Genomic DNA, 19,789 nt, shown 5'->3' on the forward strand with positions numbered 1-19,789 from the left:
TGAATAAATATATAATGAAGAAATTTTTAGTGATTGCAGGCGGATTGATCTGTTTGTTTTTAAATACTCAGGCACAAAAGAAAAATATAGATAAAGTGGTGGCTGTGCTTGGAAGCAATATTATCCTGTTGTCTGACCTGAACCAGCAATACGCGCAATACCTGAACATGGGAAATCCGGACAATCCCCAAATCAAATGTGAAATATTGCGCCAGATCCTGACCAACAAGCTTTTGAAGCAGCAGGCCGAGATAGACTCTATTACGGTAGAGGATAGCCAGGTAGATGAAGAGGTAGAAAAAAGAATGCGCTACCAGATCCAGCGGGCTGGCGGGCAGGAGCGTTTGGAGGAATTTCTAAAACGCTCGGTTCTTCAATATAAGGACGAGATCAGACCAGACATCAAGGAACAGCTGATTTCCAGAAAAATGGAAGCCCACATCACCCAAAACATCAACATTACTCCGCTGGAGGTTAAAAAATATTTTGACTCTTATCAAAAAGACAGCCTGCCAGATATCCCTACGGAATTTGAGATCGGGGAGATTGTAATGTACCCCAAGCCAACCAAGGCAGAAAAGCAAAAATTCTACGACAAGATTGATGCCCTGCGTTTAAGGGTTAAAAGTGGCGAGGATTTTGCCTTCCTGGCTAAGTCTTATTCTGAAGACCCCGGATCTGCAAGCGAGGGCGGTGACCTGGGCTTTTTTGACCGTACCTCTATGGTTAAGGAATTTACCGCCTGGGCCTTTAAATTAAAGCCTGGGGAACTATCCCCAGTGTTTGAAACCGAGCATGGTTTCCACTTTTTACAGGTAGTTGAACGTCGTGGCGAGCAGGTTCATGCACGTCATATCCTGATCCGCCCGCAAAACCCACCAGCAAGTCTGGAGCGTGTTAAACTTCATGCCGATACCATTTATAAAAACCTGATCGACAAGAAAATCCCATTTTCTTTCGCAGCTTCACAATATTCAGACAATAAGGAATCGCAGTATAATGGAGGTATGATGCTGTATGCCGATAATGTTACCGCCAGAACAACCTTTATACCTGCCGACAAGCTGGATCCTAAAGTATTCCTTGTGGCAGATACCATGAAGGTTGGCGGGATTTCGACCCCAACACTTTTTACAGACCAGAGTGGCAAAGAAGGCTACAAGATCCTTTACCTGAAATCTAAAATCCCTCCTCATAAAGGAAATTTAGAGCAGGATTACGCCAAGTTTAAAGAATATGCGCAGCAGGATAAAACCAACCGCGAAATGAGTTTATGGTTTGAGAAAAAAAGGAAAGATACCTATGTACGTATTGATGAGGAGTATGTAAACTGCGATGAACTGAAAATGTGGACAGCAGCCCCATCTGCAAATAAATAAAGGCTTATGCAGTTTGAAAATGACATCAAGGCCGTTGATGCCCTGCATCAATCGTACAACAATATAAAAGCCGAAATAGGCAAAGTTGTTATCGGACAAGACGAGATCGTTAAATCTGTACTGATCTCCATTTTCAGCAACGGGCACTGCCTGTTGGTGGGCGTCCCGGGCCTGGCCAAGACCTTACTTGTTCAAACTGTAGCCAATGTGCTGGACCTGAATTTTAACAGGATCCAGTTTACACCAGATCTGATGCCCAGCGATATCATCGGGGCCGAGATCCTGGGTGAAGACAGGAACTTTAAGTTTATCAACGGCCCTATATTTTCGAACATTATCCTGGCGGATGAGATCAACAGGACACCGCCAAAAACACAGGCAGCCTTGCTGGAAGCCATGCAGGAAAAGGCCGTAACCGCAGCAGGCATCAGGCATGTATTGCCCAACCCCTTCTTTGTACTGGCCACCCAGAACCCGATTGAGCAGGAAGGCACCTACCCCCTGCCGGAAGCGCAGCTGGACAGGTTTATGTTCAATGTACATTTGAGCTACCCTTCCTTTGCCGATGAGCTGACGATTGTAAAGAACACTACCAGCAATACTGATGTGAGTCTGAACAAAATCATCAATGCCAGCCAGATCCAATATTTCCAGAAACTGATCCGGAACATTCCTGTAACAGACAATGTAGTGGAATATGCAGTTAAACTGGCCGGCAAAACACGCCCTAATACCGCTTTATCGACAGAGGAGGTGAACAAATACATCAACTGGGGCGCAGGACCAAGGGCCTCACAGTTCCTGGTAATCGGTGCCAAATGCCATGCCGCCATTTCGGGAAAATACGCTCCTGATATTGAGGATGTGCAGGCCGTGGCCGAAGCTATCCTTCGTCACCGTATTGTGCGCAATTACCGTGCAGAAGCCGAAGGCCTGTCGGTAGAACACATCATTAAAAACCTGTATTAAATATTATTGTCCGCCCTGCATTACACGGGTATATTGATTGGGATAGTCGGTAATCAGGCCGTCAACACCAAGGTTAATTAAGTACCTCATGTCCTTAGCCGTATTTACGGTCCATGGAATGATCTTTACCCCTGCGGCATGGCAGCGGTCTACCAAGCCCTTTCCTACCAATACGTAATACGGGCTGTAGTAAGTTGGGGTAAAGCCCAGGGCCTGTATGCTTTCTTCAAAATCCTGCTTTTCATCAATCATCAACGAGGTTTTGATGGAAGGAAAGTATTCGTGCAGGTACTGCAATGTCCGCATGTCGAGCGACTGTATGATCACCCTTTTGCTAAGCTTTTTCTCTTTCACGATTTCCATGATCTTTTCTATGAATACCGAGGCATCAGGCTGAAATACCCCATCGCCCTTCCTGATCAGTGAGGTCTCAATGTTATAAATGGGTTTTTCAAGTTTGTTTTGTTTGACGTAAGCCTCTACGGAATCGATGGTCTCGGTCAGCAGGGGTTTGTAGACTTTCATCTTCATTTGCCCCGGAAAGCGGTTATGCAGTTTCATACCTACATCAAACTTCCTGATCTCCTCATAGTCCATGTTGAACATGTTGTATTTTTTCTCGTCCTTAAAGCTGATGGCTTTTCCATCCGGTCGGGTACTGATTTCGTTGTTAAAATAAGGCTCATGCGAAAGGACAACCTCGCCATCTTTGGAGATCACGACACCCATGTTCAGTACAGTGACATCCAGGTCAAGGGCCTTGATCATTCCCGGGATGGTATTTTCAGGCATGATTCCCCTGGCCCCCTGGTGACCTACCAACATAAATTTCTGGGCCCTGACCTGGAATGTCAGGGCAAATAAAGCAATCAGTACTAGTTTCTTCATTTATTATTAAATAACGGCATAAAATAAGGATTTATTGGAAGCCAAACAAAAAAGGCCACCAATCAGGTGACCTTTTGTATGTTGTAATTGAGATTTAGCGTTCCGCGGGTGCAAACACCTGAACAATGATGTTCCAGTTGTGGTCTGCCTGACGCTCATAGATGAACACATAGTTAAAGCTTTCCCTTAACTCAGCTTTATAATCTACCGTAGCAACGCCATAGGTATAGGCAAAATCACCCCCATCGGCTTTCTCCACTTTAGTGGTTTTGAAAGATACTTTACTTACCATGCTGTTAAAGAAAGGCAGAATCTTGTCTTTACCCACAATAGGCTCATAGCCCGGGAACAGTAACCTGGCATCCGGATTTAAAAAGCCTGAAAAAGCGGCAATTCCATATGATTTTAGCGAGGTATTCAAAGTTTTTTCGGTAGTAGCAATGATATCCGCCGCTGCCGCCCTTTGCTTGTCGGTCAGGAATTTAGGCTTATAGGAATCTTTTGGTTCAATAAACTCCGGACTTACTTTGTTGAGCGGCTTGTTGGTAGTCGTTCCCAGATCTAAAGCAAGTTCCCATTTGCCATTTTTAGCTTTCCATACAGACAGGAATTGACCGTAAGCAGGTTTTTCACCTCCTACAGTATACGGACCGGTTGTAAACCCCCAGTCGCCACTTCTGGACACCCTTGCATAGGTTGGGCTCCAGCTAATGTCCTTGCTTTCTGGCTGCGAGCTGTAAAAGGTCTTTGCATTAACAGGGTTTGGTCTGAACACCAGGGCATCGTCTGCAGCAAAATTAGTATAGGCGGTTTTAGCGCCATGTTTTGCCAGGCTCTCTGCAAATTCTTTTTCTGCCTTTACCAGCGATTTGGTGCTTCCATCTGATTTCTGTGCATAAGCAGCGGGTGCCAGTAACGTTAGGGATGCGGCAGCAATGGTATAAAGAAACTTGTTCATCATAATTTTAAATAGTTAGGATACGAATATAGGGTTTGGATGTTTTCGTTGGTTTAAAAAGTAATTAACAATTGCACATCATGCGCTACGCCTTATTCCAGGTAGTGCCTTCCTTGCTATCTTTTAGCTGTATGCCCATGCTTTGCAGACCAAGGCGGATTTTGTCGGAAGTGGCATAATCTTTATTCTCCTTTGCAGTTTTCCTGATGTCTATGATCAGGTCAAGCACGTCATTTAGTTCTGTATTGGAACTTTCTTCGTCCTTCAGACCAAAGATCTCAAACACAAAATCGCTGATCAGCTTTTTCAGCTTTTCCAGCTCAGCGGCGTTGATCTTTCCTTTTCCGTCATATATGGTGTTGATGATGCGTGCAGCCTCAAACAATTCGGCAATTACAACCGGACTGTTGAAATCGTCGTTCATGGCTTTGATACAGTTTTCGATGATCGGTCCTATTTCAAAGTCGCTTTCGGACGAAGGCGTCAATTTATCCAACAGGCTTACTGCGTTCATTAACCTCCTGAAACCTTTTTCAGAAGCATCCAGCGCTTCATTCGAAAAATCCAGTGTGCTGCGGTAATGTGCCTGCAGCATGAAGAATTTAACCGTCATCGGGCTGAACCCACGCTCAAGTAAAGGATGATCGCCGGTAAAAAGCTCGCCCGGCAAAAAGCCATTACCTGCCGATTTGGACATGCGGGTACCATTCACGGTCAGCATATTGGTGTGCATCCAGTACTTAGCCGGTTGTTTATGACTGCAGGCTTCAGATTGTGCAATTTCGTTGGTATGGTGTGTTGCGGCAAGGTCCATTCCTCCCCCATGAATGTCGAACTCATCGCCCAGATACTTGGCGCTCATGGCCGAGCATTCAATGTGCCAGCCCGGGAATCCCACTCCCCAAGGTGATGGCCAGCGCATAATTGTCTCAGGTTTGGCCTTAATCCATAAGGCAAAATCGAGCCGTCCGCGCTTTTCATCCTGTCCACCCAGCTCGCGCGTATTGGCCAGCATGTCTTCCAGGTTCCTGTTGGTTAAAATGGTATAATTGTATTTTGAACTGTACTTTTCAACATCAAAATAAATGGTACCATTGGCCTCATAGGCATAACCGTTGTCCATAATCACCTTGATCATTTCTATCTGCTCGGTAATATGCCCGGTTGCGGTAGGTTCTATACTCGGAGGCAGGGTATTGAACATCCTGAGCACATCATGAAAGCCAAGGGTATATTTCTGAACAATTTCCATAGGTTCCAGCTGCTCCAGCTTTGCCCTTTTGGCAAATTTATCATCGCCTTCGTCACGGTCGCCCTCCAAATGCCCGGCATCGGTGATGTTGCGCACATAGCGCACCTTATAACCGTTATATTTTAAATACCTGAATATTAAATCGAAAGAAATAAAAGTACGGCAGTTGCCCAAATGAACATCACTGTATACGGTTGGCCCGCAAACATACATTCCTACGTGAGGCGCGTTAAGGGGTTCAAAAAGTTCTTTTTTTCGTGTAAGTGTATTGTACAGTTGTAGGCCTTTATCCATGTTGCAAAGGTAAATATTTTAGGGATTTAATCTCAAATCGCTGCGAACAGGAAAATGATCTGACAATCGCGCACCAATGATGCGGTAATTCATCACATCTATATCCTGCGTAGTTGCAATATAATCGATCTGAAAGTTCGGGAACTTACCGTTGTAAGTCTTGCCAAAACCTGTCCCTTGTTCTTTAAAAGTATTTTTAAGTGATTTTGTGAGTTGAGTTACGGCATAGGAAGCCGGTGTATCGTTAAAATCGCCTGCAATCAGGAAAGGTGTTTTACAGGTGGCCATGTGGGCTTTCATCACATCTACCTGCGCACTGCGTTTTAAAAAGGCCCGCCTCAGCATTACCAGAATCCTTTTTGAGGGATACAGTTCAGGGTCCATCTTTTGTTTTACCTGATCAATATAATTGTAATCCTGTTTATCAAAAGAAATAGATTGCAAGTGTACGTTATAGATGCGCATTGTTTTTTTTCCAACCAGGATATCAATAAATATGCTCCCATTGCCCCAGCCATTTACAAATTTGATCTCTCCTTTATCCTGAATTGGATATTTAGAAAAAATGGCCAGTCCGGTAGCCTCATAATCATTTTCGGATGATGGTACAAAATAATAGTACGGGTTTTTCAGGATCCTCTTCAGGCTATCTGTAATGTCAAACTTCCCCTTTCTGCGTGTAAAATATTCCTGGAAACAAATCACATCGGGGTTTTCTTCCTCTATAAGATCCAGCATCTGCTGCTTTACCGGCTCCACATTTTCCTGTCCGTAGGGCTTAAAGCTATGTACGTTATAGGTCATGACCCTGATCAGGTCCGGATCGGCTTTAGGGCCCAGACCTTCAGTACCAATAAAGCCAAAGGTGGTGGTGAGCGATCTCCAGCCAGTCAGGATCAGCAAAAGTGTGGCGAAAGCGAAAGACCACCTGCCCCTGAAGCACCACCAGACAATCATGAGTATATTGAGCAGCAGGATATAAGGATAGGCCAGACCAAAAAAAGCGATCAGTTTTTGTTTACGCGGGTCCCACATGCCCGCCACAATACCCAGTGCAAGGGCAATGAGCAGGACAAGTGCGCCTAAGCGGACAAGCTGATCTACAAATGTTGGTTTACCTTTTTTCATTAATGTTTACTTGCTTTAAACAGCGTTTCCTTTTCTTCTTTATTGAGCTTATCATAGCCCGATTTAGAAATTTTATCCAGTATCCTGTCTATTTCTTCCTGGTTCACCTTGTCGGACTGTTTTTTGTTTCCTGCCCCGGAAGATTCGTTTCTTACTACTCTTAATTTTGGTTTGCGTTTAAATATATTGCTCCAATCGGTCCCGCCCCTCAATAGTTTAATATAGGCAAAGCCAAAAAACGCCCCACCCAGGTGGGCGAAACTTCCACCGGCACCTTTGGTTGCAACACCAATAATATCAAGCACGATATAAGCGAGGGCCAGATATTTCAGTTTCACATCTCCCAAAAACAACAAACGCATGCTGTAATCGGGCACCAGCGTGGCAGTAGCTACAATAATGGCCATAACAGATGCAGAAGCACCGATAACAGTTGCTGCAGGCAGCGCCGTAGCAAACACCGGAAAAACATTATAAGCGGCAAGGAAAACCAGGGCACCGGCAAAACCTCCGGCCAGGTATACAAAATGAAACTGCCGGGGTTTCAGGAAATCCAGAAAGATCCTGCCCATCCAGTATAGCCAAAGCATATTGAACAGAATATGCAGCAGGCCATCATGAAAAAACTGATAGGTTAAGATGGTATAGAACCTGTAGGGCAGCTTCGCTACGGATGCCGGGAAACCGGCATATTCCCTGATCCAGGCCTCATAAGCAACTCCACCCTTGCCGGAGAGGAAAAACGGGATATTGATCAGTGCAAATGCTACGAAAATAAGGGTATTTATCCCTATATAAAAGAATAAAGGGTTGCCTGATTGAAATACTTTATATTTTAAATCTTTAAACAGGTTATTATTCATAGTAAGTATAAAATCTATCGTTGTTTTTGTCGCCCCAGATCTTGACCAGGATAAAGCCCAGCAATGCACCTCCAAGGTGGGCGTAATGGGCTATGGAATCGCCCGGAACTTTTGCTACGCCCAGAGAAAGCTCCATCAGGATATACACCGGGATGAGGTACTTGGCCTTAATAGGAATGGGGATGAACATCACATACATTTCAGTGTTGGGATATAACATCCCAAAAGCCACCAGCAAGCCAAAAATGGCACCCGATGCCCCCACCATTGGGGCGCCATACGTACCCAGCAAGGTCTCTGTGGCAGACTTTGTCAATCCCGGGATCTGAATATTGCCCTGGATATAGTTGCCCTGGTGCACAAGGTCGGTAATTGGCACATTGATAAACATACCTGTAATCTGATAGACTTCATAAGCCTGAACCACCATTTGCAGGGCTACGGCCCCCAGTCCGGTAATCAGGTAAAAATTGATGAAACGTTTGGTGCCCCACCTGGCTTCCAGCACACCGCCAAACATAAACAAGGCAAACATATTGAAGAAGATGTGCAAAAAATCGCCATGCATAAACATATAGGTAAGCAGCTGCCATATGCGGAAGAACGGAGAATCAAAATAGAAAGCACCAAGCATATAATCAAGGTCGACCCCGATATTTTTCATTACATATTTCGCGGCAAAAAACAGTGCGTTAATGATCAGCAGGTTCTTTACTACAGGTGGGATATGGATGTTGTTCATTTATTCTTATTTATCAAATTTTTTATCAAGTTCGGCCAGGCCAATGGTTTGGATCACTGGCTTACCGCTAATACTAAAGTTAGGGGTTTTACAGGCAAAAAGCTGTTCAATCAGGGTGTTCATTTCTTCCTGCCCCAACACTGTGCCATTTTTGATGGCGCTGTTCCTGGCCATACTTCTGGCCAGCGCATCCCTTTTGTCCAGCTTCAGCTCCTGCTGAGAGTTTTTAAAGCCTTCTATCAGGTGCTCAAAAAGCTGTGTTTCGTTGATGTTACTGCCTCCCAGGTCTACCGGGATCCCTTCAATCACTAACGTATTTTTACCGAATTCTCTTACTTCAAAGCCCAAACTTTTTATATCGTCCAGTAAGCTTTTGGCCAGCTCATAGTCGTTCGGGCTCAAAGTAACTGTTTGCGGAAACAGGCTTTGCTGGGAAGCCCCTTTTCTGTCTTCCAGGTGCAGGGTAAAACGTTCGTAAAGTATCCTTTCGTGCGCCGCCTGCTGGTCAATAAGCATTAAACCCGATTTGATCTGCGAAATGATGTAGCGGTTGTGCAGCTGCATCAGCTGTTTTTGCACCGGGCTAAACTGGTGCTCAGGCTCCTGTCCGGGCAAATCAAGGGCAGACTGTTCTGCCGGGCTATGGTTTGCAATCTCATACAGGCTACCCCAGTTCTTTGTACTGGGCTGTATGTTCCCCCGGCCCCCGCTGTAGGTTTTAGGGAAACTGGCATAGGCCGACTCCCGGGCAACAGCGGGTTTGTCTTCTGCAAAAGGGTTAAAATCCGGATTAAAGCTGATGCTTGGCGGTATGATTTCTTCCGGTGCTTTATGGGTAATCATACTGCTAAAGCCGGTCTCCTGGTCAAAGTCTATGGTCGGACTGATGTTGAACCTACCCAGCGACCTTTTTACAGCTGAATGCAGGATCGCATAGATGGATTTCTCGTCCAGGTACTTGATCTCTGTTTTTGTGGGGTGCACATTCACATCAATATTTGCCGGATCTATGTCTATGAACAGTACATACAAAGGAAAATGGTCATCTGCCAACAACTCTTCATAAGCCTTGTTCACCGCGTGGTTTAAATAAGCATCTTTAATGAAACGGTTGTTGACAAAAAAGAACTGCTCGCCCCTTGTTTTTTTTGCGTACTCAGGCTTTCCGATATAGCCCTTTAAATTGATGATGCTGGTTTCCTCTTCTACCGGGATAAGCCTTTCGTTATAATTGTTGCCAAATAAATGCACAATGCGTTGCTTTAACACCGAGGACGGCAGGCGATAGATTTCCACGCCATCGTGGTGCAGGCTGAAAGCAATAGCCGGATGGGCAAGCGCTACACGCTGAAACTCATCAATGATGTGCCGCATTTCAGCGGGATTGCTTTTCAAAAAGTTACGCCTTGCAGGGGTATTGTAAAAAAGGTTTTTGACACTGATACTGGTTCCTTCAGCAGTTGCTGCAGGTTCCTGGTTCAGCACCGCAGAGCCCTCAATCTGAATAATGGTACCCAGTTCCTCATCATGCTTCCGGGTTTTCATCTCTACCTGAGCAATTGCGGCAATAGAAGCCATTGCCTCACCTCTGAAGCCCATAGTACGGATGGCAAAAAGGTCTTCTGCTTTGCGCACTTTAGATGTTGCATGGCGCTCAAAGCACATCCGCGCATCGGTAACACTCATACCGGAGCCATTATCGATCACCTGGATCAGCGCTTTCCCCGCATCCTTAACAATCAATTGTATTTTATTTGCCCCCGCATCTATGGCATTCTCTAATAGTTCTTTTACTGCCGATGCCGGCCGTTGCACCACCTCGCCTGCTGCAATCTGGTTGGCAATGCTGTCGGGTAAAAGCTGTATAATATCTGACATTTATCAATCTTCGGTAAAGTTGCTAATTTAGGGAAAATATGCCTCATCAGGGATTTCATTCCCGAATAATTTGTCATCATTTTCCTATCTTTAGCCTTATGAAACCTTTTCTTATCACATCCATTAAGATTGTCGCCTGCTTTTTCGCCCTGTTTACCTTCAGTGCCTGCGCACAGGTACACCAGCAAAATGAGCAGCAGCTGGCCATATTGAACAGCATCAGCAGCAATACGGTACTGTTAAATAACCAGAACAATATTGTCCCGCTGATGAAGCTGGACAAAAAGAACATTGCATCGGTTTCACTGGGCTTCAGCTACCAGCAGGTTTTTGACAGCCTGCTGAACAAATATGCAAAAGTAAGCTCCTATTCTTCCGCACAGTACCAGGCTGATGCAAACCTGAACAACCTGGAAGATGACCTTAAATATTTCAATACCGTTATCATAGCCCTCCCGTCATCGGAGGTGCAGAACCCGAGAAATGCCGGTTTCATTGCCAGTCTTTCCAAAAGCAAACAGGTAATCATCGCCCTGTTCGGAGAAGTTACTGCCCTTCAGGCTTTTGACGCGCTGAACAGCCCCATTATCTGGACAGATCAGAACACGGTTAACGCAGCTGCAGTGGTTCCACAGGCCATTTTCGGCGGCATTGCGCTGAACAAAAAACTGGCAGCCAATGTATCCGGTAAGTATACTGCAGGCTCCGGCTTCATCACTACCAAAACAAGGCTTAAATATACCGTTCCGGAAGATGCGGGTGTGAACAGCAACAATCTCACAGCCATTGACGATATTGCTGCCGAAACCATCAGGGCCCAGGCCGCGCCAGGCATGGTAGTACTGGTAGCTAAAGATGGGAAAGTGATTTTCAACAAAGCCTACGGCCATCATACGTACAATACCGCCGAATACCCGGACAAGGTCACCGATATTTTTGACCTGGCCTCTTTAACCAAAACCACAGCCACAACGCCAACAGTAATGCGTTTATTTGAGGAGCAAAAACTAAAACTGGACACCAATGTGGGCGCTTATATCCCAAGGGCCAGGACAACCCCAATGAACAATGTCAATGTGCGTGAAGTCATGCTGCACCAGGCGGGCTTTATTCCTTATATCCCTTTTCACAATTCCATACAAACCAGCGATTACAGCAGGGATTCGAGTGCTGCCTATCCAACAAAGGTGGCCGACAACTACTTTGTCAGAAAAAACTACTTTAAGGATGTGATGTGGCCAAAGATGATCAACTCGCCCATCAAAACCAGGGGCAGCTATGTGTACAGCGACATCAGTATGTATGTGATGAAAGAGATCTCGGAACGGTTGAGCGGTATTCCCCTGGATCAGTATGTTCAGGATAATTTCTACAAGCCTTTGGGCATGCAGACTGCAGGCTTTTTACCGAGAAACCGCTTTGAGCGGAACCAGATCGTCCCAACCGAACAGGATACTTATTTCAGAAAGACCCTGCTGCAGGGCTATGTGCACGACCAGGGAGCTGCCCTTGCAGGTGGTGTATCCGGTCATGCCGGCCTGTTTGCCAGCGCCAATGATGTGGCCATCATTTACCAGATGCTGCTCAACAAAGGCAATTATGGCGGCGAACAGTACTTTAAACCTCAAACAGTGGATATGTTTACAGCTAAGCAGTCGGATGTAAGCCGCCGTGGCCTGGGTTTTGACAGGTGGGACCCAGACCTAAGCAAAAAATATCCTTCAGAACTGGCTTCAGCACAGACCTACGGACATACGGGCTATACCGGCACCTGCATATGGGTAGACCCCTCACGCGGACTGGTTTACGTTTTTCTTTCCAACCGTGTAAACCCTGCCGTTAGTGATAAACTCATCAACATGAGGATCAGGGGCCGCATACAGGATGTCATCAATAAAGCAATAGATAAAGGATTAAATTAGGGCTATTTTTTTAGCCCTATTTCCCTTAACCTTTCATCCAGGTACTCACCTGCAGTCATATCTGTATAGGCTTTTGGATGTTCGGCATCAATACAGGATTCCAGACAGGTTAGGTCCATATCACTTCTGGGGTGCAGGAAGAAAGGCACTGAAAAACGTGACGTTTTCATCAGCTCACGCGGTGGGTTTACCACACGGTGGGTTGTCGATTTCAGTTTATTGTTGGTTAAGCGCTGCAGCATATCGCCTACGTTAACTACAATATCGGTATGGTGTGCTTTAATGGGCAGCCATTCGTTGCTGCGGGTAAGCACTTCCAGTCCATCCGCACTGGCACCAATCAGCAAAGTGATCAGATTGATATCTTCATGTGCTCCTGCCCTTACCGCATCGTCTGGTAAAGCATCCGGGTTTTCAATAGGAAAATAATGTATTCCCCTTAAAATGGAATTTCCATTATGTACCTGCTTATCGAAATAAGCTACAGGAAGATTTAAATAGGTAGCTATGGCCCGCAGCAGGTGCTTCCCATTGTTTTCCAGCCTTACATAAATCTCTCGGGTTACCTCATTAAACTCCGGGATTTCGGCAAGATATTCATTGTCAGGGTACTGTTCTTTTATAGGATCGCCATCCGTCACCTCCTGGCCTATCTGCCAGAACTCCTTCAGGTCGGCCGTTTTGGCTCCTTTTGCCGTTTCTTTACCCGGGCTCGTATAACCGCGCTGACCGGCAAGCTCCGCTTTTTCATATTGCTGTTTCTGTTCAGGTGTTAGCCTGAACGCAGCCTGTATATTCTGGTACAACTTATCAATCAGTTGCTGGCTTACGCCATGATTGGTAATGGTCACAAAGCCCGAATCATGGAATGCCCTGCCCAGTTCATCAGAAAATTTTTTACGTTGTTCATCATTTCCGTTAATGTATGAACCCAGATCTAAACATGGAATATAAGGTGTTGACATCGCTTTCTTTTTATAGGTAATATCAAGCTAATGTAAGAAAAATCGGAATAAACATGAATGGAAAAACTAAAAGCGCTGATGTTGCGTAACTTTAACAGAGAGATGGTTCTCTGACACAGAATTTTAGGTTATGAAGTATTTATCAGTTATAGTTTTGATCCTTTTATCAGTGAACGCTGCAGATGCACAATCGAAAAAACTGCAAAAAGCAACTTTTGGTATGGGCTGCTTCTGGTGTTCCGAGGCATTGTTCCAGCGGTTAAACGGGGTCACTGCTGTTCGCTCTGGCTATGAGGGCGGCAATGTTTCCAATCCTTCCTACGAAGATGTATGTACCGGAACTACCGGCCATGCGGAGGTGATAGAGGTTACTTACGACCCTGCAAAAATCAAATATGAGGAACTGCTGGAGGTTTTCTGGAAAAGCCATGATCCTACTACATTAAACAGGCAGGGAGCAGATGTAGGCACACAATACCGCTCTGTCATCTTTTACCATAACGAAGAACAGAAACAGCTGGCCGAAAAGTATAAAAAGGAGCTAAACGATACCAGGGCCTTCGATAAACCGGTGGTTACGGCCATCAGCAAAGCGGCCCCTTTTTACCTGGCAGAAAATTATCACCAGGATTATTTTAACAAAAACGGCAGCGCACCTTATTGCCGCATGGTAATCCTGCCGAAGATGGAGAAGCTGGAAAAGCTTTTTAAGGCCAGGCTTAAGCATTAATCCGGAGCCGCAAAGATTTTCCCTGCCGCAGATATGATAATTTGAATTTATCCGTTGTTAGTTATTAACAAAATATCCGATTAAGGAAATGAAAAAACTATTGCTTGCGCTGTCGCTGGCCCCGATACTGATCTGGAGCTGTAACCATGAGACAAAATCTACTGCTGCTGCAGACACCAGCTCAATATCCGGCACGGTTGACACCACTAAAACAGACCATAATGCAACAGCCGATCCGCACAATGCACAAAACTCGCTGGACTGGAACGGTACCTATAAAGGTGTTACACCCTGCGCCGATTGTGAAGGGATAGAGACCGAGGTTACCTTAAACCCCGACCTGAGCTTTCTGATCAAAACAAAATACAAAGGAAAAAGCGATAAGGTTTATGAAGAGAAAGGCAAATTTAAATGGGATGCAACAGGCAGTAAAGTTACATTGGAAACCGTTGATCATCACCGATTGTTTTTTGTAGGGGAAAATACGCTTACCCAGCTGGATATGGATGGCAATAAGGTAACCGGCGCACTTGCAGACAGCTATGTGCTAAAAAAATAATTTACCGGGCTTCTGTTTAATAATGTCACTATATTCGTATAAAAACTTATACCGTGAATTACAGAACGCTGCTTTTAACCTGTCTTTTGCTTGCCTGCGGACTGTATGGCTCTGCCCAGGTTAAAGAAACCTTTGCATACAGCACAAAAGATACCCTTTCCCTAAAACTCGACATTTACAGCAATCAGGACCTGCAGGTAAAAAAGCCCTGCATTATTTTTGCTTTTGGGGGCGGCTTTATCCGGGGCACACGGGACGACAAATATTACCTGGACTATTTTAAAAAACTGGTTGAGCACAACTACAAAGTGATCTCTATTGATTACCGGCTTGGGCTGAAGGGTGAAAAATGGCCAACGGTATTCAATACCAGTGTACTTAAAAATGCCATTGCCTATGCAGTAGAAGATATGTACGATGCCACGAACTACCTGATTACCCATGCAGACAAGCTGGGCATTGATACCTCAATGGTGATCCTTTCCGGATCGAGCGCCGGAGCAGTCACCAGTTTACAGGCCGATTGGGAGAAAAGGAACAACACTGCCATCAGTCAGAAATTGCCGCAAAGTTTTCAATACAAGGGCATAATTGCCTTTGCGGGCGCCATTTTAAGTTACACCGGCAAACCCGGCTACAAAATACCGCCTGCACCTACCATGATGTTCCACGGTACTGACGATAAGATTGTGGTTTACAACAAAGTTAAGCTGTTTAACCGCGGTATGTTTGGTTCCAGGTACCTGGCCAGCCTTTTTAAAAAACAGAGCTATCCTTATTATTTCCAGTCTGTACGCAACATAGGGCATGACATTGCCGGTACGCCCATGCACAATAACCTGGATGACATTCTGTGGTTCATCCGGACTTATATAGAACAGAAGAAGCCCTACCAGATGGAAGTAGATTTTAAAGCACTTTAAAGGTGCGTGCAATAAAATCGAGAACCTTATTCCGTTTATTTTTGTTTTAGCAAAAGACTGCAATGCAGCAGTCTTTTATTTACCGTCATGGAAAAGATCTTGCAGAAACAATGGGAAGAAAGAGATAAAAAATTGTACAAGGCCGTGATATTTAAAGATTTTCAGGAAGCATTTACCTTTATGATACGTGTAGCTTTCCTGGCCGAGAAACACAACCATCACCCCAAATGGACCAATGAATGGAATAAAGTAGAAATCTGGCTGTCCACCCACGATGCCGGTAATGTGGTTACCGAAAAGGACAGGAACCTGGCCAAAGAAATCGATAAATTGCTGGAGCCATCGGCTTAAACATCAATTTTATCCATTTTGCAATGCCGCATCCACGCACATCGCATTAAAATAACGCATTCCAGTCCTCGTACAAAGGCCTCCCTATTCAGATCGAACCAGCTAGGTCTTTTGAAAAATTATCCGGCTGAAAGCCTAAACACACATGCCGGGAAATAGATTTTATTGCGGCAGAGCTGAAATTCCTCAGGATATCTTTTGGATCGGAGTTTGGTAAGCAATAGGACTAAATAGGGTCAGGTAAATACCAAATCAAGGTCTGACTGAGGTCTGCTTCGAAACTTATTGGGATAAAAGGTACCTTTTCCCAATAAAACCTTAAGCAACCTTGGACCAGCCCTTGATTTGTCCAGTAGCTGATGCTTGTTAACCTGCAAGTTAAGTATTCTGGAGCCTCCGCTTCATTCATGCTTTACTCAATTATTTGATTGATCGGAGAGCTCCCGACATGAAGTCAAAAAAAAGGCCCTGAATGTAATACCAGGGCCTTTTTGATTTAAAAAATAAGAATTAAGGAAACTTAACCCCTCTGAACTTAGTCACATCTACAACAGGAATGCTTGCACCATATTTATCGTTAATGGCTTTTATAAATGCATTGGCAGTTATGGCATAACCCAGCGGCGTTAAGTGGATGCCATCCAGTGAAAACAGGTTGCCCTGGATAAATGCCGCACTAACCGGGATACCGTTTGCAGATTTGCCTCCGGCATACTCATTCAGCATGGCATAAGCATCCATCAGGGCCAGGCCCTTTGCATTGGCAATGGTTTTAATACTGGTATTATAGGACGCGATATAGTCGTTCACTATGGCCACTTCGGCCTTATCCAATACATATTTGCTCTCAACCGGATTTAAAGGATGCAGGCCATAAGGAATACCCTGTCCGTTCGGCTTGCCCATTACATTTGCTGAACTTAAAGGCAGGGTAAACAGATCTTCAGCAGTTGCAACCCTGGCCGGGCCAGTACCAGGCTGAATGTAAATATCTTTTACCGAAGCCCCCGTCGGGGTAGCATTAATAGCCGCCAGTAAGGTTTTTAAAGTTACAGTATTGAAATAGGCCGTACTGGTTACTCCCGGAATGGTGGCCACTACACCCTTGGCACCATTTTTTGTCAATTCATTAATCACTGTACTATAAGCACCGGAAAAAGTACTTTTTGCAGTTGGCAATTCGCCGGTAGCACCTGCACTGGCATAACCCAGGATGTCATTGTTTCCCAGCCAGCAGCTAAAAAATGTCCATGGCTTTGCAGTAGCAAAGCCCAGATAAGTGGCAGTACCTACGCTGGCATCTGGCAGCATCCGCTCAAAATAATTATTCAATGTTCCATACCCCGGAATGTTGGCATGGACCAGTTTAATACCCGGCACGCCAAAATTCTCAATATCGCCAGTATACTTGGTATATAAGACCTGGCTGCCCACCTGCCCGCGAACAGCCAGGTTTGAAGTTTCTGGAACTATAGTGGGCACTCCATTGGTTAAAGCCGTAAGTTTAAGGTAACCAGACCCGTTAAATTTATCTGCGGGGAACAATGGCGTACTGAAACTTCCGCCCCCAACAGCTTTCATCTGTGTACCGATCAGCTGTGGATAGGAGCTCTGCTGTACTTCCAGGTACAGGCCTCCGTCGGAAAACCCGGCAGTAAGAGAATTTCCCAGTGCAATGTAACGGGTAAAATCGGCATTGCCCTTGGTTGGGGCAACGGTATCAATGCTGGGTTTGCAGGATGCCAGTCCGAGAATGGCCAGCGCCAGCGCGCTTTTATAAAAGTATGTTGATTTCATGATGTTCGGGTTAGAAAATTAGAATTTATAGGACAAGGACATACCAGGAATATAAGCTACGGTTTTAAATGTACCGCTCAGGTTGGTCTCAATATTGGTCTCTGTCCTGGATTTCACGTTCTCGTAAAGGAAAGACAAGTCGATGTTAAACCTTTCTGAAGGTTTAAGGCCAATACCTGCACTCAGAAGCAAGCGGTCTGCATCAGGAACTTCAGGTGTCACATAGCCCTTTCCTACCGGGCTCAGGGCATAACCTACCCCTGCCCGTAAGGTGAGGAAGGAAGTGGTTTCGTTCTGTATCCCCGCACGGAAAGTAGCGGCATCATGATAATTACGGGCTGATGGTGTAGAAGTGCCATTGTCGTAATAAAAAGTAAGGTCTTTATAAGCATGCCACCATACCCAGTTTACGTCGAGCGCAATAGTGGTTTTTTCGGAAGGGTAAAAGCCAAAGCCAACGGTACTGGTTGCAGGCAGGGGCAGCGTGGCGTCAAAGCTGCTTGGCAATAACGGAGTTACAGAAGCCGGGGCATTAAAGAAATTGGCTTCTCCGCCCTCAACCCTGGCCGTTACCTGCGAGCGGTGGCTTAGGCCCACGGAAATTCCGGAAACGGTTTTGATAAAGATACCTGCATTCCAGCCAAAATCTTTTGAATCACCTTTGAGCTGGGCTGTGGTCTGCTGCCCGTTATTGGTATAAGGCAAAGCTTTTCTAAGATCGACATGCCCCAGTGAATACACCAAACCACCGCCGATACCAATGTTATCTGTAATCCTTAAACTCAAAGTAGGCTGTATAAAAATTGCACGTAAATCTAGCGAAGTAACCGTATACTTACCGGTCCAGTCCTCGTTCCAGTGCATAGCGCCTCCAAATGGAGTATAGGCTCCAATACCAAACCTCAGGCGGCTTTCCGGAGCGCCAAAAACCGCATAGGCCGCAAATGGGGTGGGAACTTTATTTTTATTATGCTCTACTGTCTGGGTGCCGGTTTCGTTAAAAGCAGTTTTAAGCCAGATACCATGCGCACCCACCTGTACACCGTTCTTTTTAAGAAAAGAAACAGCACCGGGGTTAAAAAATACAGCGGCCTCATCAAGGGCAAGGCCTGTGCCTGCACCCCCCATTGCAGTTTGTTTCTGCCCCTGAAGGTTGACCTGGAAAGATTGGGAAAAACCCAATACCGGAATGGCAAATAGAATACCGAATAGAATCTTTTTCATGGGTAAAATTGGTTAGACGTTAAAATGTTGCTAGTTAAGCTAACAACAATTGTAAATGAGTGTAAGTTTTAGCTAATATATAACTATGCATGCATAATAAAAATTATTTTTCATTTAAAAGTCAAATCGCAAAGAATGTTTGTATTCAAAAGAATAACATGCATACATTTGCTAACGGTGTTAACATTTAGTAGCACCGCTAGGTTATCAATTTATAAAAGATATTTAATTACAATAATATGAGCTTAATAGAAGCATTGAACTGGCGTTATGCCACTAAAAAAATGAATGGACAGCCTGTACCGCAGGAAAAAGTTGACCAGATATTGGCTGCTGCCCGTCTTGCACCTACATCATCAGGCTTACAGCCCTTCAAGATCATTGTGGTGACAAACCAGGAGCTGAAAGAAAAAATCAAAGCGGTTGCTTATGGGCAACAACAAATTACCGACGCTTCTCATGTACTGATCTTTGCAGCTTGGGACAATTATACTGAAGAAAGGATCAGGGGAATATTTACACATACCAATAACGAACGTGGTGTACCGGAGTCGGCTACAGCAGATTATGTGAACAACCTGGTGAACAATTATACCAACAGAACTTCAGAGGAGAATTTTCATCATGCCGCCAAACAAGCCTATATAGGTTTTGGGGTTGCCCTGGCCGAGGCCGCCTTGTTAAAAGTGGATGCTACACCGATGGAAGGCTTTGAGCCAGCAAAACTGGACGAGCTCCTGGGCTTAAACAAAATGGGGTTACGCAGCACCACCATTATGCCGTTAGGCTACAGGGATGAGGCCGGCGACTGGCTGGTAGGTCTGAAAAAGGTACGCACCCCTTTAAAGGACTTCATTATTGAATTTAAATAGTTGTAAAAGGCCGTCCTCCGACGGCCTTTTTCTTTTGCCCTTAACTGTCAAAAAATGTTAAAGATGCAAGGTTGTTGACCTATTCATTTCATAAA

The 19,789-nt window shown here is 45.0% G+C and carries 18 protein-coding genes; 8 read left to right on the forward strand and 10 right to left on the reverse strand.

Features of this window, described 5'->3' with window-relative positions; all coding sequences use genetic code 11:
* Positions 1-14: 14 nt before the first annotated feature.
* Together B9A91_RS07650 and B9A91_RS07655 are read left to right on the forward strand one after the other, a co-directional pair.
* Positions 15-1,379 (forward strand): peptidylprolyl isomerase, encoded by a 1,365-nt coding sequence (locus B9A91_RS07650; protein ID WP_084237767.1) that lies wholly within the window; start codon positions 15-17, stop codon positions 1,377-1,379.
* Positions 1,380-1,385: 6 nt separating this feature from the next.
* Positions 1,386-2,348: an AAA family ATPase gene (locus B9A91_RS07655; RefSeq protein ID WP_084237768.1), complete on the forward strand. Its 963-nt coding sequence runs from the start codon at positions 1,386-1,388 to the stop codon at positions 2,346-2,348.
* 3 nt (positions 2,349-2,351) lie between these two features.
* On the opposite strand, the gene B9A91_RS07660 is transcribed toward B9A91_RS07655, so the two are convergent.
* The 7 genes from B9A91_RS07660 to mutL form a co-directional block, all read right to left on the reverse strand.
* Positions 2,352-3,236 (reverse strand): glycerophosphodiester phosphodiesterase family protein, encoded by an 885-nt coding sequence (locus B9A91_RS07660; RefSeq protein ID WP_084237769.1) that lies wholly within the window; start codon positions 3,234-3,236, stop codon positions 2,352-2,354.
* Positions 3,237-3,330: 94 nt separating this feature from the next.
* The gene (locus B9A91_RS07665; RefSeq protein WP_200815614.1) at positions 3,331-4,197 is read right to left on the reverse strand and encodes a DUF4440 domain-containing protein; all 867 of its coding nucleotides are present in this window, start codon (positions 4,195-4,197) and stop codon (positions 3,331-3,333) included.
* Positions 4,198-4,279: 82 nt separating this feature from the next.
* Complete coding sequence (cysS, locus tag B9A91_RS07670; RefSeq protein WP_084237771.1) at positions 4,280-5,740, reverse strand: cysteine--tRNA ligase; 1,461 nt, start codon at positions 5,738-5,740, stop codon at positions 4,280-4,282.
* Positions 5,741-5,758: 18 nt separating this feature from the next.
* A complete protein-coding gene (locus B9A91_RS07675; RefSeq protein ID WP_084237772.1) occupies positions 5,759-6,868 on the reverse strand; it encodes an endonuclease/exonuclease/phosphatase family protein in 1,110 nt (369 codons plus the stop codon).
* The gene (locus tag B9A91_RS07680) at positions 6,868-7,731 is read right to left on the reverse strand and encodes a rhomboid family intramembrane serine protease (RefSeq protein WP_084237773.1); all 864 of its coding nucleotides are present in this window, start codon (positions 7,729-7,731) and stop codon (positions 6,868-6,870) included. Before B9A91_RS07680 ends, B9A91_RS07675 begins: the two co-directional genes overlap by 1 nt.
* On the reverse strand, positions 7,724-8,473 hold the full coding sequence (locus B9A91_RS07685; protein ID WP_084237774.1) for a rhomboid family intramembrane serine protease: 750 nt from the start codon (positions 8,471-8,473) through the stop codon (positions 7,724-7,726). The genes B9A91_RS07680 and B9A91_RS07685 overlap by 8 nt, the downstream gene beginning before the upstream one ends.
* A 6-nt stretch (positions 8,474-8,479) precedes the next feature.
* Complete coding sequence (mutL, locus tag B9A91_RS07690) at positions 8,480-10,351, reverse strand: DNA mismatch repair endonuclease MutL (protein WP_084237775.1); 1,872 nt, start codon at positions 10,349-10,351, stop codon at positions 8,480-8,482.
* Between the two features lie 98 nt (positions 10,352-10,449).
* Between mutL and B9A91_RS07695 the strand changes: the two genes are divergently transcribed.
* Positions 10,450-12,273 carry a serine hydrolase domain-containing protein gene (locus B9A91_RS07695; protein ID WP_084237776.1) on the forward strand — a complete coding sequence of 608 codons (1,824 nt, stop codon included), beginning with the start codon at positions 10,450-10,452 and terminating at the stop codon, positions 12,271-12,273.
* A 2-nt stretch (positions 12,274-12,275) separates the two neighbouring features.
* Here B9A91_RS07695 and B9A91_RS07700 read toward each other — a convergent pair whose 3' ends face one another.
* Positions 12,276-13,238: an isopenicillin N synthase family dioxygenase gene (locus B9A91_RS07700; RefSeq protein WP_084237777.1), complete on the reverse strand. Its 963-nt coding sequence runs from the start codon at positions 13,236-13,238 to the stop codon at positions 12,276-12,278.
* A gap of 130 nt (positions 13,239-13,368) precedes the next feature.
* Between B9A91_RS07700 and msrA the strand changes: the two genes are divergently transcribed.
* The 4 genes from msrA to B9A91_RS07720 all read left to right on the forward strand — a co-directional run bounded on the left by msrA (position 13,369) and on the right by B9A91_RS07720 (position 15,801).
* Positions 13,369-13,968, forward strand: a complete 600-nt coding sequence (gene msrA / locus B9A91_RS07705) for a peptide-methionine (S)-S-oxide reductase MsrA (protein WP_084237778.1) — start codon at positions 13,369-13,371, stop codon at positions 13,966-13,968.
* 88 nt (positions 13,969-14,056) lie between these two features.
* A complete protein-coding gene (locus tag B9A91_RS07710) occupies positions 14,057-14,527 on the forward strand; it encodes a copper resistance protein NlpE (RefSeq protein ID WP_084237779.1) in 471 nt (156 codons plus the stop codon).
* 53 nt (positions 14,528-14,580) lie between these two features.
* Entirely contained in the window at positions 14,581-15,450 is an 870-nt protein-coding gene (locus B9A91_RS07715) for an alpha/beta hydrolase (RefSeq protein ID WP_084237780.1), read from the forward strand.
* A gap of 87 nt (positions 15,451-15,537) precedes the next feature.
* Positions 15,538-15,801, forward strand: coding sequence for a 4a-hydroxytetrahydrobiopterin dehydratase (locus tag B9A91_RS07720; protein ID WP_084237781.1), 264 nt, complete (start codon positions 15,538-15,540; stop codon positions 15,799-15,801).
* Between the two features lie 510 nt (positions 15,802-16,311).
* On the opposite strand, the gene B9A91_RS07725 is transcribed toward B9A91_RS07720, so the two are convergent.
* Positions 16,312-17,598, reverse strand: coding sequence for an SGNH/GDSL hydrolase family protein (locus tag B9A91_RS07725; protein ID WP_084237782.1), 1,287 nt, complete (start codon positions 17,596-17,598; stop codon positions 16,312-16,314).
* 18 nt (positions 17,599-17,616) lie between these two features.
* Positions 17,617-18,822 carry an OmpP1/FadL family transporter gene (locus tag B9A91_RS07730; protein WP_084237783.1) on the reverse strand — a complete coding sequence of 402 codons (1,206 nt, stop codon included), beginning with the start codon at positions 18,820-18,822 and terminating at the stop codon, positions 17,617-17,619.
* 239 nt (positions 18,823-19,061) lie between these two features.
* Between B9A91_RS07730 and B9A91_RS07735 the strand changes: the two genes are divergently transcribed.
* Positions 19,062-19,694, forward strand: a complete 633-nt coding sequence (locus B9A91_RS07735) for an NAD(P)H-dependent oxidoreductase (protein WP_084237784.1) — start codon at positions 19,062-19,064, stop codon at positions 19,692-19,694.
* Positions 19,695-19,789: the final 95 nt, after the last annotated feature.

Source organism: Pedobacter africanus (assembly GCF_900176535.1).
In the GTDB taxonomy this organism is placed as follows: Bacteria; Bacteroidota; Bacteroidia; order Sphingobacteriales; family Sphingobacteriaceae; genus Pedobacter; species Pedobacter africanus.